This window comes from Cryobacterium sp. HLT2-28 (assembly GCF_004402495.1).
GTDB classification, from domain to species: Bacteria; Actinomycetota; Actinomycetes; order Actinomycetales; family Microbacteriaceae; genus Cryobacterium; species Cryobacterium mannosilyticum.
In genome coordinates this window covers 41,579-62,831 of record NZ_SOFH01000031.1, presented here as the reverse complement: position 1 = coordinate 62,831, position 21,253 = coordinate 41,579, and the positions used below count along the sequence as shown (strand labels likewise).

The 21,253-nt window shown below is 68.5% G+C and carries 19 protein-coding genes; 8 read left to right on the top strand and 11 right to left on the bottom strand.

Going from position 1 to position 21,253, the window contains the following annotated elements; genetic code table 11:
• Nucleotides 1-101: 101 nt before the first annotated feature.
• On the bottom strand, nucleotides 102-1,538 hold the full coding sequence (locus E3O48_RS16730; protein ID WP_134540755.1) for an NAD(P)H-quinone dehydrogenase: 1,437 nt from the start codon (nucleotides 1,536-1,538) through the stop codon (nucleotides 102-104).
• Between the two features lie 210 nt (nucleotides 1,539-1,748).
• Between E3O48_RS16730 and E3O48_RS16725 the strand changes: the two genes are divergently transcribed.
• Both E3O48_RS16725 and E3O48_RS16720 read left to right on the top strand, forming a co-directional pair.
• Nucleotides 1,749-2,582, top strand: a complete 834-nt coding sequence (locus tag E3O48_RS16725) for a purine-nucleoside phosphorylase (RefSeq protein ID WP_134510358.1) — start codon at nucleotides 1,749-1,751, stop codon at nucleotides 2,580-2,582.
• 83 nt (nucleotides 2,583-2,665) lie between these two features.
• A complete protein-coding gene (locus E3O48_RS16720; RefSeq protein ID WP_134540943.1) occupies nucleotides 2,666-4,396 on the top strand; it encodes a phospho-sugar mutase in 1,731 nt (576 codons plus the stop codon).
• Nucleotides 4,397-4,427: 31 nt separating this feature from the next.
• Here E3O48_RS16720 and E3O48_RS16715 read toward each other — a convergent pair whose 3' ends face one another.
• From E3O48_RS16715 to E3O48_RS16670, 10 genes are all read right to left on the bottom strand, one after another.
• Nucleotides 4,428-4,700 carry a PTS sugar transporter subunit IIB gene (locus E3O48_RS16715; protein WP_134540752.1) on the bottom strand — a complete coding sequence of 91 codons (273 nt, stop codon included), beginning with the start codon at nucleotides 4,698-4,700 and terminating at the stop codon, nucleotides 4,428-4,430.
• A complete protein-coding gene (locus tag E3O48_RS16710; protein ID WP_134540749.1) occupies nucleotides 4,700-5,161 on the bottom strand; it encodes a PTS sugar transporter subunit IIA in 462 nt (153 codons plus the stop codon). The genes E3O48_RS16715 and E3O48_RS16710 overlap by 1 nt, the downstream gene beginning before the upstream one ends.
• 39 nt (nucleotides 5,162-5,200) lie before the next feature.
• Nucleotides 5,201-6,322 carry an adenosine deaminase gene (locus E3O48_RS16705; RefSeq protein WP_134510355.1) on the bottom strand — a complete coding sequence of 374 codons (1,122 nt, stop codon included), beginning with the start codon at nucleotides 6,320-6,322 and terminating at the stop codon, nucleotides 5,201-5,203.
• A gap of 227 nt (nucleotides 6,323-6,549) precedes the next feature.
• Nucleotides 6,550-7,863 (bottom strand): thymidine phosphorylase, encoded by a 1,314-nt coding sequence (locus E3O48_RS16700; RefSeq protein ID WP_134540746.1) that lies wholly within the window; start codon nucleotides 7,861-7,863, stop codon nucleotides 6,550-6,552.
• 2 nt (nucleotides 7,864-7,865) lie between these two features.
• On the bottom strand, nucleotides 7,866-8,303 hold the full coding sequence (locus tag E3O48_RS16695) for a cytidine deaminase (RefSeq protein ID WP_134540743.1): 438 nt from the start codon (nucleotides 8,301-8,303) through the stop codon (nucleotides 7,866-7,868).
• The gene (locus E3O48_RS16690) at nucleotides 8,300-9,595 is read right to left on the bottom strand and encodes an ABC transporter permease (RefSeq protein ID WP_134510353.1); all 1,296 of its coding nucleotides are present in this window, start codon (nucleotides 9,593-9,595) and stop codon (nucleotides 8,300-8,302) included. The genes E3O48_RS16695 and E3O48_RS16690 overlap by 4 nt, the downstream gene beginning before the upstream one ends.
• The gene (locus E3O48_RS16685; protein ID WP_370250315.1) at nucleotides 9,592-10,857 is read right to left on the bottom strand and encodes an ABC transporter permease; all 1,266 of its coding nucleotides are present in this window, start codon (nucleotides 10,855-10,857) and stop codon (nucleotides 9,592-9,594) included. Before E3O48_RS16685 ends, E3O48_RS16690 begins: the two co-directional genes overlap by 4 nt.
• On the bottom strand, nucleotides 10,854-12,374 hold the full coding sequence (locus tag E3O48_RS16680) for an ABC transporter ATP-binding protein (RefSeq protein ID WP_134540740.1): 1,521 nt from the start codon (nucleotides 12,372-12,374) through the stop codon (nucleotides 10,854-10,856). Before E3O48_RS16680 ends, E3O48_RS16685 begins: the two co-directional genes overlap by 4 nt.
• Before the next feature lie 208 nt (nucleotides 12,375-12,582).
• The gene (locus E3O48_RS16675) at nucleotides 12,583-13,686 is read right to left on the bottom strand and encodes a BMP family protein (RefSeq protein WP_134540738.1); all 1,104 of its coding nucleotides are present in this window, start codon (nucleotides 13,684-13,686) and stop codon (nucleotides 12,583-12,585) included.
• 222 nt (nucleotides 13,687-13,908) lie between these two features.
• Nucleotides 13,909-15,030 (bottom strand): mannose-1-phosphate guanylyltransferase, encoded by a 1,122-nt coding sequence (locus E3O48_RS16670; protein WP_134510350.1) that lies wholly within the window; start codon nucleotides 15,028-15,030, stop codon nucleotides 13,909-13,911.
• A 78-nt stretch (nucleotides 15,031-15,108) separates the two neighbouring features.
• Between E3O48_RS16670 and E3O48_RS16665 the strand changes: the two genes are divergently transcribed.
• The 6 genes from E3O48_RS16665 to E3O48_RS16640 all read left to right on the top strand — a co-directional run bounded on the left by E3O48_RS16665 (nucleotide 15,109) and on the right by E3O48_RS16640 (nucleotide 21,250).
• Nucleotides 15,109-16,263 carry a glycosyltransferase family 1 protein gene (locus E3O48_RS16665; RefSeq protein WP_134540735.1) on the top strand — a complete coding sequence of 385 codons (1,155 nt, stop codon included), beginning with the start codon at nucleotides 15,109-15,111 and terminating at the stop codon, nucleotides 16,261-16,263.
• A 113-nt stretch (nucleotides 16,264-16,376) separates the two neighbouring features.
• The gene (sdhC, locus tag E3O48_RS16660; RefSeq protein ID WP_134510348.1) at nucleotides 16,377-16,793 is read left to right on the top strand and encodes a succinate dehydrogenase, cytochrome b556 subunit; all 417 of its coding nucleotides are present in this window, start codon (nucleotides 16,377-16,379) and stop codon (nucleotides 16,791-16,793) included.
• 11 nt (nucleotides 16,794-16,804) lie between these two features.
• Nucleotides 16,805-17,257: a succinate dehydrogenase hydrophobic membrane anchor subunit gene (locus tag E3O48_RS16655; protein WP_134510347.1), complete on the top strand. Its 453-nt coding sequence runs from the start codon at nucleotides 16,805-16,807 to the stop codon at nucleotides 17,255-17,257.
• 18 nt (nucleotides 17,258-17,275) lie between these two features.
• A complete protein-coding gene (sdhA, locus tag E3O48_RS16650; RefSeq protein ID WP_134510346.1) occupies nucleotides 17,276-19,090 on the top strand; it encodes a succinate dehydrogenase flavoprotein subunit in 1,815 nt (604 codons plus the stop codon).
• Nucleotides 19,091-19,849, top strand: coding sequence for a succinate dehydrogenase iron-sulfur subunit (locus E3O48_RS16645; protein WP_134540732.1), 759 nt, complete (start codon nucleotides 19,091-19,093; stop codon nucleotides 19,847-19,849). It begins immediately after the preceding gene.
• Between the two features lie 291 nt (nucleotides 19,850-20,140).
• Entirely contained in the window at nucleotides 20,141-21,250 is a 1,110-nt protein-coding gene (locus E3O48_RS16640; RefSeq protein WP_134540729.1) for a YihY/virulence factor BrkB family protein, read from the top strand.
• Nucleotides 21,251-21,253 lie beyond the last annotated feature (3 nt).

Below are 21,253 nucleotides of genomic sequence, written 5' to 3'. Positions count from 1 at the left end.
AACCGGTGGTCGAGCCTGTCGAGACCTCCGCCATGGTTTCGACACGCTCAACCACCGACAAGCTCAACCACCGACCGGCTCAACCACCGAGCGGCGGCGGGCTACTGGACGATGTGCATGGCGCGCGCGGCATCCGTGATCGAACCCGTCAGCGACGGGTAGACCGGGAACGCCCGGGCCACCTCGTCGACCGTGAGCCGGTGCTCGACCGCCAGGGCGAGGGGGAAGATGAGCTCGCTGGCCTTGGGCGCGACGATCACTCCGCCGATGACGGTGCCGGTGGTGGTGGTCGCGAACAGCTTGACGAAACCGTCCTTGATGCCCATCATCTTCGCGCGCGGGTTCGACGAGAGCGGCAGCTTGTAGATGCTGCCGCGGGTGAGGCCGTCCTCGATCTGCTTCTGGGTCCAGCCGACCGTGGCGATCTCCGGCTGGGTGAAGATGTTCGCCGCGACGTTGCGAATTTCGATCGGGTTGACCGCGTCGCCCATCGCGTGGAAGACCGCGGTGCGGCCCATCATCGAGGCGACGGATGCCAGCGGCAGCTCGGTCGTGCAATCGCCGGCCGCGTAGATGTTCGGGATGGACGTGCGCGCCACCCGGTTCACCCGGATGTGGCCGGATTCGGAGAGCTGCACGCCTGCCTCCTCGAGGCCGATCCCGGAGGTGTTCGGCACCGAGCCGACCGCGATCAGGCAGTGGCTGCCCTCGACCGTGCGACCGTCGGCCAGGGTCGCCAGCACGCCGGTGTCGGTGCGCACGACGGAGGACGCGCGTGACTTGTTCAGCACGACCATTCCGTTGCGTTTGAACACGTTCTCGATCACGGCCGCCGCGTCGGCGTCCTCGCCGGGGAGCACCTGGTCGCGGCTGGAGATCAGGGTGACCTTCGCGCCGAGGGCGCGGTAGGCGGAGGCGAACTCGGCACCCGTCACGCCGGAGCCGACCACGATGAGGTGCTCAGGGACGGCCTTCAGGTTGTAGAGCTCGGTCCAGCTGAGGATGCGTTCGCCGTCGGGGACTGCGGTGGGCAGGATGCGCGGGGTCGCGCCGACCGAGACGACGATCGTGTCGGCGTCGATGCGGTCGAAGTCGGTGCCGGAGCCGTCCTCGGCGGTGGAGACGATGACCCCGCTGGTGCCGTCGAGGCGGCCGTGGCCGCTGACGAGGTGCACGCCGGCGCGCATCAGGGTGGCCTTCATGTCCTCGGACTGCTGCCGGGCGAGGGAGAGGAGCCGCTTGTTGACGGCAGCCAGGTTGATGGCGACCTCGGGCCGGGCGGGCCTGCCCGTGTCGCCGCGCACGAACAGCTGCACGCCCAGGTCGGTGGCCTCGCCGATCGAGTTGGTGGCCTCGGCCGTGGCGATGAGCGACTTGGAGGGGACGACATCCGTGATCACGGCGGAACCGCCGACCCCGACCCGCTCGACGAGGGTGACCTCGGCACCCTGCTGGGCGCCGGCCAACGCCGCTTCGTAACCGCCGGGCCCTCCGCCGAGGATAGCGATGCGCTGCTTGCGTTCGAACTCGTAGGCCATTGTCATATTCTCCCGCTACGGGGGGCCCCTGCCAAACCACGCCCGCGGCCCCCGGCCGCCCGTCCGCGCCCGGTCCCTCCCCTGTCGAATTCGACGGTAATTTTGGCCAAAATCGGTGATAGCGGCCCGCTACCTGCGCGAATGAGCAAAATCTCCGTCGAATCATACGGGTGAGCACCGGCGAAATGGGCGGGCAATTAGAGTGGGGGCATGCTGAAGATGGATAACAACCCGCTCGACGCGCCAGAAACGGATCCGTTCGAGGTCGCGCGCATCGCGGCCGGCGAGATCGCCGCCCGCACCGGTGTCGCCCGGCACGACATCGCACTGACCCTGGGCAGCGGCTGGGGCAAGGCCGCCGACCTGATCGGCGAGACCACTCACACGATCCCCGCACAGGAGATCACGGGCTTCAGCGCCCCCGCCCTGGCCGGCCACGCCGGCATGCTCCGCTCCGTGCTGCTGCCCGGCGGCAAGCGCGCCCTCATCATCGGCGCCCGCACCCACTACTACGAGGGCCACGGCGTGCGCCGGGTCGTGCACAGCGTGCGCACCGCGGCCGCCACGGGCGTGTCGACGATGATCCTCACCAACGGTGCCGGCGGCATCCGCGAGACCTGGACGCCGGGCAGCCCGGTGCTGATCAGCGATCACATCAACCTCACTGCCGACTCGCCCCTGGAGGGCGCGACCTTCGTCGACCTCACCGATCTGTACTCCGCCCGGCTGCGCGCCCTGGCCCGCAGCATCGACCCCACCCTCGACGAGGGCGTGTACTGCCAGTTCCGCGGCCCGCACTACGAGACCCCCGCCGAGGTGCAGATGGCGAAGGTGATCGGCGGCCACATCGTCGGAATGTCCACTGCGCTCGAGGCGATCGCGGCCCGGGAGGCCGGGATGGAGATCCTCGGCCTGTCGCTGATCACGAACCTCGCCGCGGGGATCCAGAAGGAGCCGCTCAGCCACGAAGAGGTGCTCGAGGCCGGCAAGCTGGCCGAACCCGTGATCGGCGCGCTGCTTGCCCGGATCGTGGCCGCACTGTGAGCCTCGACGGCACCGCAGTGCCCCCCGAATCCGGCGGCAGGCACAGCGAGGGGGACGCCCCGGAGACGGTGCTCCCCGACACGATGGTGCTCGACACCATCGAGACGGACGCTCCCGCCGGGGACGCCGCCACGGCCCTGCTGAACACGGCGAACGACTGGCTCAGCCAGGACCCCGACCCCGAAACCCAGGCCGAGTTGCGCCTGCTGGTGCGCTCCGCCGGCGACGGGGATGGGGCGGCGATCCTGGAGCTGCACTCCCGCTTCGATGAGAGACTCGCCTTCGGCACGGCCGGCCTCCGCGGAGCGATCGCGGCCGGCTCGAACAGGATGAACCGCGTGCTCGTCTCCCAGGCCGCCGCCGGCCTCGCCGCCTACCTCAGGAGCGCCGCGTCCCCGGGCGAAACCCCGTCCGTCGTCATCGGCTACGACGGGCGCAAGAATTCCCACGTCTTCGCCACCGACACGGCTGCGATCATGGCCGGTGCCGGGGTGCGCGCCATCCTGCTCCCCCGACTGCTGCCCACCCCCGTGCTCGCCTTCGCGGTGCGGCACCTCGACGTGGGTGCCGGCGTGATGGTCACCGCGTCGCACAACCCGCCGAACGACAACGGCTACAAGGTCTACCTGGGCGGCGCGAACAACGGCTCGCAGATCGTCTCCCCCGACGACGCGCGCATCGCGGCGGAGATCCTCCGGGTGGCGACCGAGCAGCGGGTACCTGACCTGCCTCGGGCCGCCTACGAGACGGCACCCGAATCCGTCGTGCAGGCGTACATCGACGCCACCGCCGGTCTCGCCCACCCGCCGCGCGCGCAGGTGAACACCGTGTACACCGCCTTGCACGGCGTCGGCTGGGATACGACCAGGCGCGTGCTCGAGGCCGCCGGCTTCGACCTGCCCACCCTCGTCGACGCCCAGATCGCCCCGGACGGCCACTTCCCCACCGTCGCGTTCCCCAACCCGGAGGAGCCGGGCGCCCTCGACCTGTCCTATGAGACCGCGAGGGAGGCCGGCGCCGAACTGATCATCGCGAACGACCCCGACGCGGACCGGCTCGCGATCGCGATCCCCGACCCGTCGTCCGGCACCGGCTACCGCCGGCTCAGCGGCAACGAGGTCGGCGCCATCCTCGGCTGGCGGGCCGCCGAGCTCGCCGCGACCGCGGCAGGCGATGGCGCGGCCGACGGCACGCTCGCCTGCTCGATCGTGTCGTCGCCGGCCCTGCAGGCGGTCGCCGCGGCCTACGGCCTGCGGTTCGCGGACACCCTCACCGGCTTCAAGTGGGTGTCCCGCGCGCCGAACCTGATCTTCGGCTACGAGGAGGCCCTCGGCTACCTCGTCAACCCCGGCACCGTGCGCGACAAGGACGGCATCTCCGCCGCCGTGGCCATTCTCTCCCTGGTCAGCGACCTCAAGGCCGACGGGCTCACCCTCGCCGACCACCTCGACCGGTTCAGCGCCAGGTTCGGCCACTTCGCGTCCGGCCAGATCTCGGTGCGGGTGACCGACCTCAGCGAGATCGACCGGGTGATGGCCCGCCTGCGCCAGAGTCCGCCGTCGATGGTGGGGGGCATCCGGGTCGACCAGGTGGACGACCTGTCGGCCGGCTTCAACGGACTGCCGCCGAGCGATGTGCTGCGGATCAGGCTCGTCGACGGCTCGCGCGTCATGGTGCGCCCGAGCGGCACCGAACCCAAGCTCAAGGTGTATTTGGACACGAGCAGCACCGCCGGCACGGTCGCCGAGCGGAAGGCCGCCGCCGAGGCGACCCTGGCCGAACTCGACCGGGGCATGCGCGAACTGATCAAGTAGCGCGGTCGGGCCGGCACTCAGCCCAGCGCGGTCAGCCCAGCGCGGTCTCCAGCTTCGCGGTGAGTTCGTCCACGTCGAAGTAGTTGTCGATCACGACGATGTCGGCGTTGGTCTTGCCGATGGCGTCGACCAGCTCCGACGAGGTGAGGATCACCTGGGCGTCGAAGCCCACGCTCGCAACGCCGGCGACGTCCGTCGCGGTGACCTCCGCCTCGATGTCCAGCCGGGCCAGGGCCCGCTCGGCGTTGACCTTGAGAATCGCGGAGGTGCCGATTCCGACTCCGCACAGGGCGACGATCTTCATTACTGCTCCTCGGATGGTGCGGTCACGCCGAGCAGCGAACGGATGCTGTCGACATCCGTCGCGGCCGCCAGCGCCGGAATGACGTGCGGGTCGTTGAACACATTGGCCAGTTCGGCCACGAGGAGCACGTGCTCGTCACCGCTGGTGACGGCCAGGCCCAGCACGACGCTGACCGGGTCGTTGTGCGGGTGTCCGAACGCGACCGGCTCGGCGAGGGTGACAACGCTCAGGCCCTCGGTGTGAACGTCGGGTCCGGGCCGGGCGTGCGCCAGCGCGAGGCCCGGCGCGATCACGACGTAGGCGCCGAACTCGTCGATCACGCCGATCATGCGCTTCGTGTACTCGGGCGAGGTCGACCCTGACCGTTCGAGGGCGTCACCGGCAGCGGCCACCGCACCACGCCAGTCCTCGACGTGGACGCCGATCGTGATTGCGGCAGTGGGGAGGGGCGGCAGTGGCATAGGGGCTTTCACGGTGTCGATCGGACGGGCATTGGTTCTTCAGGCGCCTTCGAAGCCGGCGACGATGGCATCGGCCAGCTCCTCGCGCTCCTCGAGCGGGAGGAACGTGGCCTGCGCGGCGTTGAGCTGGAAGACCTCGAGGTCGTCGATGTCGTAGCCGAACGCGTCGCTGAGCAGGGCCAGCTCCTTGCTCAGGCTGGTGTCGCTCATCAGGCGGTTGTCGGTGTTGACGGTGACCCGGAAGCCCAGCTGGTAGAGCAGGTCGAAGGGGTGGTCGAGCAGGTCGTCGCCCCAGGCCGCGATCGCCCCGGTCTGCAGGTTCGACGACGGGCTGAGCTCGAGGGCGATCTCGCGGTCGCGCACCCACTGCGCCACCGGGCCGAGGGTCACGTAGGTGTTGTCGTCGGCGTCCTGGCGGCCGACGACGATGTCTTCGGCGATGCGCACGCCGTGGCCGAGCCGCAGCGCACGTCCGTCGAACAGGGCCCCGCGGATGCTCTCCAGGCCGTCGGCCTCGCCGGCGTGCACGGTGACCGGGAGAAATGCCTTGGCCAGGAAGTCGAACGCGTCACGGTGGTTGTGGGCCGGGAAACCGAGTTCGGCGCCGGCGATGTCGAACCCGACGACGCCCGCGGTGCGGTGGCGCACGGCCAGCTCGGCGATTTCGAGGCTGCGGTCGGCGTGCCGCATGGCGGTGATCAGCTGGCCGATCTTGATGCTGTGGCCGGCCTCGGCGGCGGCGGCGATGCCGGCCTCGATGCCGGCCTGCACGGCCTCCACCGTCTGGTCGAGGGTGAGGCCCCGGGTGAGGTGCTGCTCGGGGGCCCAGCGCACCTCGCCGTAGATGACGCCGTCGGCGACGAGGTCCTCGACGAATTCCCGGGCGACCCTGGTCAGGCCCTCCTCGGTCTGCATGACGGCACAGGTGATGTCGAAGGTCTTGAGGTATTCGACCAGCGAGCCGGAGTTGGCCTGGTCGGCGAACCAGGCGCCGAGGTCGGACTCATCCGTTGTCGGCAGGGCGAATCCGATACTCGCGGCCAGCTCGATGACGGTGCCGGGACGCAACCCGCCGTCGAGGTGGTCGTGCAGGGAGATCTTCGGCAGCGCGTTGATGCTGATGCCGCCGGGCAGCAGGTATTCCTCTGGGCTCGTGTTCACGTTCCCAATCTACCGGCCATGACGCTGGGAGTCTCCCTGTTTCCTGAACCTCGGCTGATTCGCCGGACCGCGCCGAACCGCCCCTCGCATAACTCCTGCAATTTCGCCCGCCGCGTGTTCCGCAGCTTGGAAAATCAAGGCAGCCGAAGCAACGGGACACAAATTGCAGGAGTTATGCGCGAGGGTGGACGGGGCTCGGGGTGGGCTGGGGCTGGGCGGAGGCGGGGTCAGCGGCCGATTCGCTCGGCGATCAGGGGTCCGCCGTCCTGGATGGGCTCGCCGGGGTCGCCGATCCGGTAGGCGCCTTCCACGGCCTCGAGCGCGCGGGCGAAACGCTCAGGCTCGTCGGCGCTGAGCGTGAACAGGGGCTGCCCGGCCCGCACGGTGTCCCCCGGCTTGGCGTGCAGGTCGATCCCGGCGGCGTGCTGCACCGGGTCCTGCTTTCGGGCGCGGCCGGCGCCGAGACGCCAGGCGCCGATTCCGAACGGAAGGGCCTGCTGCTCCACGAGCACCCCGTCGCGCAGGGCGGTGACGACGTGGGTTTCCTTCGCGACCGGCAGGGCCGCATCCGGGTCGCCGCCCTGGGCACGGATGACCTCACGCCACTTGTCCATCGCGCGGCCGTCCTTCAGCGCGGCGGCGACGTCGACGCCGGTGATGCCGACCAGGTCGAGCATCTCCGTGGCGAGGGCGACGGTGAGTTCGACGACATCCGCCGGCCCGCCGCCGGCGAGCACCTCGACCGATTCGCGGACCTCGTTGGCGTTGCCGATCGCGTGGCCGAGAGGCACGTTCATGTTGGTGAGCAGCGCGGACATCGCCACGCCGGCGTCCTCCCCGAGCGTGACCATGGTGCGGGCGAGTTCGCGGGACCGGTCGATGTCCTTGAGGAAGGCGCCGGAGCCGAACTTCACGTCGAGGACCAGCGCACTCGTGCCCTCGGCGATCTTCTTCGACATGATCGAGGATGCGATCAAGGGAATCGCCTCCACCGTGCCGGTGATGTCGCGCAGCGCGTAGAGCTTGCCGTCGGCCGGGGCCAGGCCTCGTCCGGCGGCGCAGATGACGCCGCCGTGGTCGCGCAGCTGCGCGAACATCTCCTCGTTGGTGAGGCTGGCCCGCCAGCCCGGGATCGACTCGAGCTTGTCCAGGGTGCCGCCGGTGTGGCCGAGGCCGCGGCCGGAGAGCTGGGGAACGGCCGCGCCGAAGACGGCGACGAGCGGCATCAGCGGCAGGGTGATCTTGTCGCCGACACCGCCGGTGGAGTGCTTGTCGGTGGTCGGTTTGCCGAGGCCGGTGAAGCTCATCCGCTCCCCGCTGTTGATCATGGCCATCGTGAGGTCCTTGATCTCCCGGCGGTTCATCCCGTTGAGGAAGATCGCCATGGTCATCGCGGCCATCTGCTCGTCGCCGACGTAGCCGCGGGTGTACGCGTCGACCAGCCAGTCGATCTGGGCGGTGCTGAGCTCGCCCAGGTCACGCTTGGTGTGGATCAGGTCAACAGCGTCGAAGGCCTCGATGCTGGTCTGGATGTTGCTCACGGTCACTCTTCCCGGTAGTCGGCGAGCTGCCTGGGCCCGAAGGCGTCGGGCAGGATTTCATCAATGGTTCGCACACCCGACACCGTGTCCAGTAGCATGCCGGGGGCCGAGTGTTCGTACAAAAGCTGGCGGCAGCGCCCGCAGGGCATCAGGGTGCCACCGGCACCGTCGACGCAGGTGAAGGCCACGAGCTGCCCGCCGCCGGTGAGGTGCAGCATGGAGACGAGGGCGCACTCCGCGCACAGGGTGAGGCCGTAGGACGCGTTCTCGACGTTGCAGCCGGTGATCACCCGCCCGTCGCTGACGAGCGCCGCGGCGCCGACCGGGAAGTGCGAGTACGGCGCGTAGGCGCTGCCCATCGCCTGCACGGCTGCCTCGCGGAGGACACCCCAATCGACGTCGCCCGAGAAGGGAGCGTCTGGCCGGGTAGACCCGGTCACGATTTGATGTAGGGCTTGCCGCTGGCGGCAGGTCCCCTGGACTGGCCGACCAGGCCGGCGACGGCGAAGATCGTGACGAGGTAGGGCAGCATGAGCATGAACTCACTCGGCACCGGGGACCCGATGATGCTGAGCACGTTCTGCAGGTTGCTGGCGAAACCGAACAGCAGCGCGGCGAGCGTGGCCCGGATCGGGTCCCACCGGCCGAAGATCACGGCGGCCAGCGCGATGAACCCGGCCCCGGCGGTCATCTCCTTGCCGAACGCGCCGACCGAGCCGAGGGTGAAGTAGGCTCCGCCGAGGCCGACGATCGCGCCGGCGATGGACACGTTCCAGAACCTCGTCGACGCGACGTTGATGCCGACCGTGTCGGCGGCCTGCGGATGCTCGCCCACGCTGCGGAGGCGCAGTCCCCACTTCGTGTGGAAGATCCCGTAGAAGACCACGGCGACGGCGACGTACATGATGTAGACGATCAGCGTCTGCCGGAAGAAGACCGGCCCGATGATCGGGATCTCGCTGAGCAGCGGGATGTTGATCCGTTCGAACCGGGGCGGCTGGTTCAGGAGCGCCGCGTTCGGTGCCATCACCTGCGAGTAGAGGAAGCCGGTCAGGCCGATCACGAGCACGTTGAGCACGACGCCGACGATGACCTGGTCGACGAAGTACTTGATCGCGAAGGCGGCCAGCACCATCGAGACGAGCACCCCGGCCAGCATCGCGGCCAGGAGGCCGAGGAGCGGCTGGCGGGTGAGCGATGCGACCATCGCTGAGGTGAACGCGCCGGCGAGCAGCTGACCCTCGATGGCGATGTTGACCACGCCGACCCGCTCGGAGATGACGCCGCCGAGGGCACCGAAGATGAGCGGCACGGCCAGGCTGAGCGACCCGAACAGCAGGCCGGGAACCGGGATGGACTTGTCGGCGGCGGCCCAGGCCAGGAAGCCGATCAGGACGAGCACGGCGTAGACGGCGATCAACCAGATCGGGGCCTTGGCCTTGGCGCGCACCAGCCAGACGCTCACGCCGGTGATCAGGAGGAGCAGGACGGTGATCACGATGCCGGTGACCCGGGTCGGCAGTTCCACGTCGGGCAGCTGGATCAGGTCACTGGACGTGGACAGGCGCATGGTGCTGGTGCCGTCCCGGCCGAAGACCACCAGGAGCAGGAAGCTGAGGACGGTGAAGATCGACAGGGCGATCGTCACCTTCCAGCTCTTCACGAACTCGAAATCGGGGCCTTCCGGCGTGGTGGGCTGTGCGGGCTGGACGACCGGAGCGACGGTGCTCATTTCGCTGCCACCTCCTGGGAAACGTTGACCTGGGTCTTGCGACGGATGGCTCCCGGCACAGGCAGGCGGAAGATGGCCCGCACGAGCGGCGGGGCGGCGATGAAGAGCACGATGAGCGACTGCACGACGAGCACGATGTCGATCGGCACGCCCTCGGCGGCCTGCATCGAGAACCCGCCGGCCTTGAAGGCGCCGAACAGGATGCCGGCCCAGAAGACCCCCCAGGGCTTCGACCGGCCGAGCAGCGCCACGGTGATGGCGTCGAAACCGATGCCGGAGTCGAGTCCGGCACCGAAGCCGCTGGTGGTCGTGCCCAGCACCTGGTTGATGCCGGCGAGGCCGACCAGCCCGCCCGAGAGCATCATCGCGTAGACGTACATGCGCTTGACGCTGATGCCGGCGACCTTGGCCGCATGCGGGTTGAGCCCGACGGCCCGGAACTGGAAGCCGAGGTTCGAGCGCGAGAGCAGCCACCAGGTGAAGATCGTGGCGAGGATGGCCAGGATGAAGCCGAAGTGCAGGATGTAGTTCGGGCCGAGGAGGTCGGGGAAGACCGCCGTGACCTTGGTGGCCGGGCTCTTCGGGTTGTTCGACCCGGGCGTCTTCAGGAAGCCTTCGCGGAGCAGGTAGCTGACGAGGTAGAACGCCACGTAGTTGAGCATGATCGTGGTGATCACCTCGTGGGCTCCCGTTCGGGCTTTGAGCAGACCGACGATACCGCCCCAGAGGGCGCCGCCGAGGATGCCGACCACGAGCGCGACGATCATGTGCAGCCCGTAGGGCAGGTCGACCGCGAAGCCGACCCAGCCGCCGAGGGCGGCCGCGATGAGCATCTGCCCGCGCCCGCCGATGTTGAACATGCCCACCCGGAAACCGAGCGCCACTCCGAGGCCGGCCATGATCAGCGGGGTCGCGAAGGTGAGGGTCTCGGTGAGGGGCTTGATCCCCGCCGCGAAGCTCGGCCGGCGGAAGTTGTAGATCGAGCCCTGGAAGAGGGCCGAGTACGCCCCGGACACCGCGTTCCAGATGGCGGCGAGCAGGTCGCCGGGCCTTGAGAAGAAGTAACCGGCGCTGGCCTGGACCTCCTTGTTGGTGAACGCGATCATGACGGCGCCGACGACGAGCGCGAGCACGACGGCCAGCACGGAGATGATGGCGCTGCCGGTGGTGATCTCGCGGAACATCCGGTCCCAGCGGGAGGGCGCTCCGGTCGGCGAGGTTGCCGGTCCGGTCACGGTCCCCGGACCCTGTGTGGTGCTCACGCTGCGGCTCCTTCTCCGGCGGGGGCTTCGCCCGCCATCATCAATCCGAGGACTGCGCGGGGGGTGTCGCCCGGCACGATGCCGACGATGCGCCCGCGGTACATGACCATGATCCGGTCGGCCAGGGCCGCGACCTCGTCGAGTTCGGTCGAGATCACGACCACCGGGGTGCCGGCGTCCCGGGTGGCCACGATGCGTTCGTGCACGAACTCGATCGAGCCGACGTCGAGGCCGCGGGTGGGTTGCGCCGCGACGAAGAGGCGCAGGTCGCGGCTGAGCTCACGGGCGAGGACGACCTTCTGCTGGTTGCCTCCGGAGAGGCGCCCGACCGGGGTGTCGATCCCCTGGGAGCGCACGTCGAATTCCATGACCTTCTCCCCGGCGAACTTCGCCAGGAGCGCCCGCTGCACGTTCCACCGTTTCACGAACGGTTCGTCGTTGGAGCGGTCGAGCATGAGGTTCTCGGCGATGGTGAACTCGCCGACCAGCCCGTCTTCGGTGCGGTCCTCCGGCACGAAGCCGACTCCGGCCTCGAGCACCTGGCGCACGGAGTGTCCGCGCAGGGACTTGCCGTCGAGGGTGATCTCGCCGGAGACGCGCGGCTGCAGGCCCATCAGGGCTTCGGTGAGTTCGGTCTGGCCGTTGCCCTGCACCCCCGCTATTGCGAGGATCTCGCCGTTGTGCACCTCGAAGCTGACGTTGTTGACCAGGACCTGGCCGTGCGGGTCGAGCACGCTGAGGTTCTTGACGACGAGGGCGGCGTCCCCGGGAACGGCGGGCGCCTTGTCCACCGTGAGGTCGACCGCCCGGCCCACCATCATGGTGGCCAGTTCCACGTTCGTCGCGGTCGGGGAGGCTTCGCCGACGACGGCGCCGAGACGGATGACGGTGATCCGGTCGGCGACGGCCCGCACCTCCCGCAGTTTGTGGGTGATGAAGACGATGGAGGTGCCGGCCTCCTTGAGCTGGCGCATGATGACCATGAGCTCGTCGGTCTCCTGCGGGGTGAGCACCGCGGTCGGCTCGTCGAAGACCAGCACCTTCGCGTCGCGGGAGACGGCCTTGATGATCTCCACCCGCTGTTGCACCCCGACGGGGAGGTCCTCGACGAGGGCGTCGGGGTCGACGTCGAAGCCGAACCGGTCGGAAATCTCCCGCACGTGCTTGCGGGCCGCCGCCAGGTCGAGGCGACCGCCGGTCTTGGTGTCTTCGTGACCGAGCATGACGTTCTCGGCGACCGTGAAGACCGGGATGAGCATGAAGTGCTGGTGCACCATGCCGATCCCCGCGGCCATCGCGTCGCCTGGCCCAGCAAAGTGCTGAACGACGTCGTCAAGCAGGATCTCGCCCTCTTCGGCCCGGTACAGGCCGTAGAGCACGTTCATGAGGGTTGACTTTCCAGCGCCGTTCTCGCCCAACAGCGCATGGATTTCGCCAGCCTCGACGGTGAGGTTGATGTGGTCGTTCGCGACCAGGGCACCGAATTTCTTCGTAATGCCGCGAAGTTCGAGCTTCATAGTCCCGATTCTATTGAGTGGGCGAACAGATGAGGTGCTACCTGCGCGAATGATGGCGTTTGCAAACCGATTTGCTCATATGTTGGTCCGATCTGCTCTTCTGAGTGACTGATCGGCGCTGTTAACCGATGCGGGGAGGCCAGCGTGTCGCTGGCCTCCCCGCATTGTGCTGCTGGTGGAGCTGGTGGCGCTTTACTTCGGGGTGGCGTTACTTCGGGGTGGAGGGAGACTCGACCTTGAGCTTGCCGCTGATGATGTCGGCCTTGATGGCGTCGACCTCCTTCACGAGCGCGGGGTCGACCTTGGACTCCCACTCGTGCAGCGGGGCGATGTCCACGCCCTTGTTCTCGAGCGTGCCCACGTACGGGTCGGCGGTGAAGTCACCCTTCGAGTCGTCGACGACGATCTGCTTGGTGGCGGCGGCCATCTGCTTGAGCACCGAGGTGAGGTACAGGGCCTTGAACTCGGGCGTGGTCTCGAACAGGTCGCTGTCGACACCGATGATGGCGACGTCCTTGCCGGAGTCCTGGATGGCCTGCGCGGTGCCCTGGAAGAGCGGTCCGGCAACCGGGAGGATGATGTCGGCGCCCTGGTCGATCAGACCGGTGCTGAGCGCCTTGCCCTGGTTGATGTCATCGAAGCTGCCAGCGAAGAGACCGGTCTGCGCGGCCTTGTCCCAGCCGAGGACCTTGACGCTCTTGCCCTTCTGGTCGTTGTAGTACTTCACGCCGTCGGCGAAACCGTCCATGAAGATGGTGACGGACGGGAACTGCAGTCCGCCGTAGGTTCCGACGACTCCGGTCTTGCTGGTTCCGGCGGCGAGGTAACCGGCGAGGAACGCGGCCTGCGCGGTGTCGTAGAGCACCGGCTTGACGTTGTCGAGCGTCAGGGGGCTGAAGTCGTCGTTGGAGATGGCGGAGTCGATCAGGGCGAAGTGCGTGTCGGGGCTCGCCTTGGCCGCGTCGCGGGTGGCGTTGGCGAGGGCGAAGCCGACGGTCAGCACGAAGTTGCAGCCCTGGTCGACCATGCTGCTGGTGTTGCTGGCGTACTGGTCTTCAGACTTGGATTCGGCCTGCTTGAACTCGATGCCGAGCTCATCGGCGGCCTGGGTGATGCCGTCGAAGCTGGACTGGTTGAACGACTTGTCGTCGAAACCGCCGAAGTCGGACACAATGCACGGCAGGTAGTCGGATGCCGCGGCGTCTCCCGAGGATTTGCCGTCGGTCGGTGCCGGCGCGCAAGCGGCGAGCAGGGCCACAACGCCGAGCGTGGCAAGACCGCTGAAAACGGCCTTGCGTTTCGTGATTGTCAAGATTGACCTCCTATGGTCGCCCGGCGTGGGTCCGCGGGGGCTGTGTTGGACTACACGTTACCGAATGTTTCCCTGCTCAGATGAGCAAACTCGGGCTGCAACCGAATGGTTACCAAGCCGCGACATAAGCGCCGCCGCGGCGGCGCGAATGCGTCTCGCATCGGGAGAATTGTCCGGCGTCCGCTGGCCGGCCGGCGGCACCGGCCTCACCGGCCGGACGGGTCAGAGGACGTCGGTGCTTCCGGAGAGCTTCAACGCGTCGACGACGGCCTTGACTTTCTGCGCGTTCGCGCTGGTGGTGACGAGCAGCGCGTCCGGCGTGTCGACCACGACGATGTCCTCGACGCCGATCAGGGCGATCATGCGCCCGGTGTGGCTGACCACGATCCCGCTGGACGAATCGGCGAGCACCCGGGCTCCCTCGCCGAGGATGGCCAGGTCGCGCTTGCGGCCGTTCGCGTGGATCTTCGCGATCGAGGCGAAGTCACCCACGTCGTCCCAGTCGAACTGGCCGGGGATAACGGCGAGTTTGCCTTTCGCCGCGACGGGCTCGGCGACCGAGTAGTCGATCGCGATCTTCTTCAGCCGCGGCCAGACCCGGTCGACGACCGCGCCGCGGCGCGGGGTGTCCCAGACCTCGGCGAGTTCGAGCAGGCCGGCGAGCAGCTCGGGCTCGGCGGCGCCGATCTCCTCGAGGAGGCGATCGGCCCGCGCGATGAACATTCCGGCGTTCCACAGGTAGTGGCCGTTCTTCAGGTATCCGCGGGCCGTGGCCAGGTCGGGCTTCTCCACGAAGGAGTCGACCGAGAGGGCGCTGTCGGCGCCGATGATGTCGAGCGCACCGGAGGTCTTGATGTAACCGAAGCCGATGGCCGGTTCGGTGGGGCGGATGCCGATGGTCACGATGTAGCCGGCATCGGCGGCGGCGACGGCCTCGGCCACTGCCTGGCGGAACAGGATCGGTCCCTTGATCACGTGGTCGGCGGCGAAGGAGCCGATGATCACGCCGGGCTCGCGCTTCTCGAGGATCGCAGCGGCCAGGCCGATCGCCGCGGTGGACTCCCGCGGCTCGCTTTCCAGCACGACGTTGTGGTCGGCCAGTTCGGGGAGCTGGGCCTCGACGGCCGCGCGGTGCGCGCGGCCGGTCACGACCATGATCCGCTGGTCGCCGGAGAGCGGCGCGAGCCGGTCCCAGGTGTCGCGCAGCAGGGTCTGCCCTGACCCGGTCAGGTCGTGCAGGAACTTGGGAGCGTCGGCGCGCGAGAGCGGCCACAAGCGTGAGCCGATCCCACCCGCCGGGATCACGCTGTAGAACCGAGCGAGGGCGTCCGAGGTAGCTGGCATCCGGCCAGACTACCGCCCGCACGCAGCCGTTCACCGTGCATTCACCGGCCGGACGCGGCGGCTGCCTAGTCTCGCAGCATGAGGGTTGCGCTCATCACCGAAAGTTTCCTGCCCACCGTCAGCGGCGTCACCACCAGCGTCTGCAAGGTGCTCGAGCATCTGGCGCGTACCGGCCACGAGGCCATGTTGATCGCCCCGTCCGGCGCTCCGGCCGAGTACGCGGGTTTTCCCGTGCACAGCGTGCCGGCGCTGTCCTACCGCCAGTTCCCGGTGGGGATGCCCAGTCCGCAGGTGCACCGGCTTCTCGCGGACTTCGGCCCTGACGTTCTGCACGCCGCCTCACCGTTCCTGCTCGGCGCCCAGGGGATCGCCGCGGCGAACCGGCAGGGCATCCCCAGCGTCGCCGTGTTCCAGACGGATGTGGCCGGCTACGCCCGCCGGAACAAGCTCGGCCAGGCCGCCAACGCGGCCTGGCGCTTCGTGAAGTGGGTTCATGAGGGCGCCGACCTGACCCTGGTGCCGTCGACGGCGTCGATGCTGGACCTCCGCCGGGTCGGGGTGCGACGGCTGGCCCGCTGGACCCGCGGGGTCGACCTCGTCGGCTACCACCCGAACCACCGCGGCGACCCCGCGGTGGCCGCCCTGCGCCGCCGGCTGGCCCCGAACGGCGAGGTGGTCGTGGGCTACGTCGGCCGGATGGCGCCGGAGAAGCAGGTCGAGCGGTTCCGGGCGCTGCGCGGCGTGCCCGGCATCCGTCTCGCCCTCGTCGGCGACGGGCCGTCCGTGCCGCAGATCCGGCGGGAGCTCACCGGGATGCCGGTGACCTGGCTGGGCCGTCTTTCCGGGCCGGAGCTGGCCGCGGCGTATGCGAGTTTCGACATCTTCCTGCACGCCGGCACCGAGGAGACCTTCGGCCAGACCATCCAGGAGGCGCACGCCGCCGGCCTGCCCGTGGTGGCCCCGCACGCCGGCGGCCCGATCGACCTGGTGGCTCACGGCGAGAACGGCCTCCTGTTCACCCCCGACGACGAGCGGGACCTGCGCCGGTGCGTCGCCCTGCTGGCCGCAGACGCCCCGCTCCGGCACCGGATGGGCGAGGCCGGACGCCGCGGCGTGCTCGGCCGGTCCTGGGAAAACGTGTGCGGCACCCTGCTCGGCTATTACGAACAGGTCGTCGACGAACGCGCCGCCGTGCGGGCCACGGTGTCGGTTCCGCTGTCAATGCAGCGCTAGCCGGGCCCGGGGATAATATCTCGGCGCAGAGACACTTAGGATGGTCTTACGTGCGTTCTGCGCACCGTCGTCCTGACATCGTCGGGGCCGTTATCAGCCAGGGAGGGTTGGTCATGCCACAGCAATCGGCAGAGACACTTGCATCCCAGCAGAAGACGACATCACGTCGCCCCGCCGGCACCCTGTACCGGGGCCGCGAGGGCATGTGGTCATGGGTCCTGCACCGCATCACCGGTGTGGCGATCTTCTTCTTTCTGCTGGTCCACATTCTGGACACCGCGCTCGTGCGCGTCAGCCCGGAGGCGTACAACGGGGTCATCTCCAGCTACCAGACGCCGATCATGGGACTCGGTGAGACCGCGCTCGTCGCGGCGATCGTGTTCCACGCGTTCAACGGGCTGCGGATCATCCTGATCGACTTCTGGAACGCGAAGTACCAGAAGGTCATGTTCTACGTCGTGATCGGCCTCTGGGTCGTCACGATGCTGGCCTTCGTTCCTCGCCACCTGATGAACGTCTTCAGCGACTAGGAGGCGCAGACATGTCAACCACACTCGAAGCTCCCCGCAGCCCCTACTCCCGTTCGCCGAAGAAACGCGGCATCAACTGGGAGAAGTGGGGCTGGATCTACATGCGCGCCTCCGGCGTCGTGCTGGTCGTGCTCATCTTCGGCCACCTCTTCGTCAACCTGATGATCGGCGAGGGCGTCAGCGCCCTCAACTTCGCCTTCGTCGCCGGCAAGCTCACCAATCCGTTCTGGCAGACCTGGGACGTGCTGATGCTCTGGCTCGCCCTGATCCACGGCGGCAACGGCATGCGCACCCTGGTCAACGACTATGCGACAACGCGCCTGACCCGCGGCATCCTCAAGTCGTCGATCCTCGCCGCCGTCGTCATCCTGATCGTGCTCGGCACGCTCGTCATCTACACCTTCGACGCCTGCCCGGCCGGATCCCCTGCCGACCTTCTTCCCTCGTTCTGCTCGGCCAACTAGGAGCTGCACACACACACCATGACGGATGCACCCACAACAGCACCCACGGAGTCCACCATCGTCGATGGCGTTCACTACCACCAGTTCGACATCGTGATCGTGGGGGCAGGTGGGGCCGGCATGCGTGCCGCCATCGAGGCCGGCCCCGGCGCCAGCACCGCCGTGATCTCCAAGCTCTACCCGACCCGCTCGCACACGGGCGCGGCGCAGGGCGGGATGGCCGCGGCCCTCGCCAACGTCGAAGAAGACAACTGGGAATGGCACACCTTCGACACCGTCAAGGGCGGCGACTACCTCGTCGACCAGGACGCGGCCGAGATCCTCGCCAAGGAGGCCATCGACGCGGTCATCGATCTCGAGAACATGGGCCTGCCGTTCAACCGCACGCCGGAGGGAAAGATCGACCAGCGCCGGTTCGGCGGCCACACCAGCGACCACGGCAAGGCGCCCGTTCGCCGGGCCTGCTACGCCGCCGACCGCACCGGCCACATGATCCTGCAGACCCTGTACCAGAACTGCGTCAAGCGGGGCATCAACTTCTTCAACGAGTATTACGTGCTCGACCTGGTCATGACACCGGTCGACGGCGTCGACCAGCCGTCCGCCGTCGTCGCCCTCGACCTGTCGACCGGTGAACTGCACGTCTTCCAGGGCAAGGCGTTCATCTTCGCCACCGGCGGGTTCGGCAAGATCTACAAGACCACCTCGAACGCGCACACCCTCACCGGCGACGGCGTCGGCATCATCTGGCGCAAGGGCCTGCCGCTCGAGGACATGGAGTTCTTCCAGTTCCACCCGACCGGCCTCGCCGGGCTCGGCATCCTGCTGACCGAGGGTGCCCGCGGCGAGGGAGCCATCCTCCGCAACGCCGCCGGCGAACGGTTCATGGAACGCTACGCCCCCACGATCAAGGACCTCGCCCCGCGCGACATCATCGCCCGCTGCATGGTCAAGGAGGTCGCGGAGGGCCGCGGCGCCGGACCGAACAAGGACTACCTGTACCTGGACTGCACCCATCTGGGCGCCGAGGTGCTGGAGACCAAGCTGCCCGACATCACCGAGTTCGCCCGCACCTACCTCGGCGTCGACCCGGTCACCGAGCCGGTTCCGGTGATGCCGACCGCGCACTACGCGATGGGCGGCATCCCGACCAACGTCAACGCCGAGGTGCTGCGGAACAACACCACCGTCGTGCCCGGCCTCTACGCGGCCGGCGAATGCGCCTGCGTGTCGGTGCACGGCTCGAACCGGCTCGGCACCAACTCGCTGCTGGACATCAACGTGTTCGGAAAGCGCGCCGGGAACAACGCCGTCGAGTACGTCAAGACGGCCGAGTTCGTGCCGCTGCCCGCCGACCCGGCGAAGGCCGTGCGCGGACTGCTCGAGGGCATCCGTTCGTCGACCGGAACCGAACGCATCGCCGTGCTCCGCAAGGAGCTGCAGGAGACCATGGACGCGAAGGCGCAGGTCTTCCGCACCGACGAGTCGCTCTCCGACGTCACCAACGTCATCCACGGCCTGCGCGAGCGGTACAAGAACATCGGCGTGCAGGACAAGGGCCGCCGGTTCAACACCGACCTGCTCGAGGCCGTCGAACTCGGCTTCCTGCTCGACCTGGCCGAGGTGGTCGTGTACTCGGCCCGAAACCGCAAGGAGAGCCGCGGCGGCCACATGCGCGACGACTTCCCGCTGCGCGACGACGAGAACTACCTCGTGCACACCATGGCGTATCTGACCGGTGACCCTCTGTCGGCCGACGCGGCCGACCACATCGCGCTCGACTGGAAGCCCGTCACCATCACGCGCTACCAGCCGATGGAAAGGAAGTACTGAGTGAGTACCGCAACGGCAACCCCTCCCGCTGTGCCCGAAGAAATCCAGTCCTTCACCGTCACGCTGATCATCCGCCGGTTCAACCCGGAGGTCGACGCTGAGCCGCACTGGGAAGACTTCGACGTGCAGCTGTACCCGACCGACCGGGTGCTCGACGCGCTGCACAAGATCAAGTGGGAGCAGGACGGCAGCCTGAGCTTCCGCCGCTCCTGCGCGCACGGCATCTGCGGCTCGGATGCCATGCGCATCAACGGCCGCAACCGCCTCGCCTGCAAGACCCTGATCAAGGACCTCGACATCACCAAGCCGGTCTACGTGGAGGCGATCAAGGGTCTGCCGCTGGAGAAGGACCTGATCGTGGACATGGAGCCGTTCTTCGACTCGTTCCGCGCCGTGCAGCCGTTCCTGGTCTCCCAGCAGGCGCCGAAGGACGGCAAGGAGCGCATCCAGACCGTCGCGCAGCGTGAACGCTTCGACGACACCACCAAGTGCATCCTCTGCGCCGCGTGCACGTCGAGCTGCCCCGTCTTCTGGACCGACGGGCAGTACTTCGGGCCGGCCGCGATCGTCAACGCGCACCGTTTCATCTTCGACTCGCGCGACGACAACGCGGCGGTCCGCCTCGACATCCTCAACGACAAGGAGGGGGTGTGGCGCTGCCGCACCACCTTCAACTGCACCGAGGCCTGCCCGCGGGGAATCCAGGTCACCCAGGCCATTTCCGAGGTAAAGCAAGCCATGGTGCGCGGGCTGAAGTAGCACGCAACGAGGTAGCCGGTGGCGTCGACTCGGGTTTCGCCGCCACCGGCTGGTCGAGGAACCGCCCGACCGTCGCACGCCGCCCGACCGGTTGCCCGGCACTTCACCTGTTCGTGGCCGGGCCGCCTGCCATCCAGCCTCGGGTGGTGGATGTCCGACTCGGTTGGGTCAGCACTGGGATAGTGGCAGACCTTCCCGTCGTACCGCAAGAGGTGAGACACCCTCAGCTTGTATTTGCACCCCGAACTGGGGGTGGGCAGGCGGCCGCCGACCGCTGGCTAGGCTGGAGCCGTGACGAGCCCCGCCCCCGTGAAACGGGCCACCCTCCTGTACAGGCGCACTATGGCCTGGCGGCCGGTGCGCGCCGTCAGCCATTTCGCCCAGACCGGCGGCGCCATCCTCGCCGGCGGGATGACCTACCAGGCGGTCTTCGCGATCTTCGCGGCGATCTGGGTGGGGTTCTCGATCGCCGGGCTCGTGCTGGGCTCGAACGAGCGGCTGATGAGCGCCCTGATCGCTCTCATCAACCAGTCCATCCCCGGTCTGATCGGCAGGCACGGCGTGATCGACCCGAAACAGCTCGCCAACGCCGGGGTACTGACCTGGACCGGCGCCGTGGCCCTGGTCGGCTTGCTCTGGACCACCCTCGGCTGGCTGTCCACCACCACCCAGGCCGTGCGCACCATCTTCCGGATGCCCCGGGACGGCACCCTCTTCGTGCTGGTGAAGCTGCGGGAACTCGGTCTCGGCATCCTCTTCGGCGTCGCCCTGATCGTGTCGGCGCTGATCTCCCTGGCCAGCACGGAGGCGCTCGGCGCCATCCTGGGTCTGCTGGGCATCGCCCGGGATTCCTTCTGGTTCAACGCCGGGGCGCGCACGATCGGGCTGCTCGTCGTCCTGATGATCGACACGGCCACCCTCGCGACCTTGTTCCGGGTTCTCTCGCGGGTGTACATCCCGCACCGGCAGCTGATCCTCGGGTCCGCCCTCGGCGGGGTCGCCCTGGGCGCCCTCAAGGTGCTCGGCGGAACGCTGCTCGGGCGCACGGGATCCAACCCCCTGCTGGCCACCTTCGCCGTGATCATCGGGCTCCTGATCTGGTTCAACCTGATGAACACCGTGATCCTGCTCACCGCCTCCTGGATCTCGGTCGGGATGGAGGACGCCGGCATCGCGCCCGTACCGGTCGACGCGAAGCGCGCGGCGATCGAACAGGCCGAGCGGGAGAACGAGGCCCGCCGGATTGCCGCCCTGGCCGAACTGCGGGACGCCCGGAACGCCCACGCCCACGCCGGCTGGCGGCAGCGGTGGGCGACCGCCCGCCGGCTGCGCACCGCGGAGCGGGCGGCGTCGGGGTACGAAACCGCCGTGCCAGCGGGAGAAGCCGCTCGCCCAACCTAGACT

Coding starts and splice junctions, on each gene's coding strand:
- E3O48_RS16730 (WP_134540755.1), bottom strand. CDS start 1,538: ATGGCCTACGAGTTCGAACGCAAGCAGCGCATCGCTATCCTCGGCGGA.
- E3O48_RS16725 (WP_134510358.1), top strand. CDS start 1,749: ATGCTGAAGATGGATAACAACCCGCTCGACGCGCCAGAAACGGATCCG.
- E3O48_RS16720 (WP_134540943.1), top strand. CDS start 2,666: ATGGTGCTCGACACCATCGAGACGGACGCTCCCGCCGGGGACGCCGCC.
- E3O48_RS16715 (WP_134540752.1), bottom strand. CDS start 4,700: ATGAAGATCGTCGCCCTGTGCGGAGTCGGAATCGGCACCTCCGCGATT.
- E3O48_RS16710 (WP_134540749.1), bottom strand. CDS start 5,161: ATGCCACTGCCGCCCCTCCCCACTGCCGCAATCACGATCGGCGTCCAC.
- E3O48_RS16690 (WP_134510353.1), bottom strand. CDS start 9,595: ATGAGCACCGTCGCTCCGGTCGTCCAGCCCGCACAGCCCACCACGCCG.
- E3O48_RS16680 (WP_134540740.1), bottom strand. CDS start 12,374: ATGAAGCTCGAACTTCGCGGCATTACGAAGAAATTCGGTGCCCTGGTC.
- E3O48_RS16670 (WP_134510350.1), bottom strand. CDS start 15,030: ATGCCAGCTACCTCGGACGCCCTCGCTCGGTTCTACAGCGTGATCCCG.
- E3O48_RS16665 (WP_134540735.1), top strand. CDS start 15,109: ATGAGGGTTGCGCTCATCACCGAAAGTTTCCTGCCCACCGTCAGCGGC.
- sdhC (WP_134510348.1), top strand. CDS start 16,377: ATGCCACAGCAATCGGCAGAGACACTTGCATCCCAGCAGAAGACGACA.
- E3O48_RS16655 (WP_134510347.1), top strand. CDS start 16,805: ATGTCAACCACACTCGAAGCTCCCCGCAGCCCCTACTCCCGTTCGCCG.
- sdhA (WP_134510346.1), top strand. CDS start 17,276: ATGACGGATGCACCCACAACAGCACCCACGGAGTCCACCATCGTCGAT.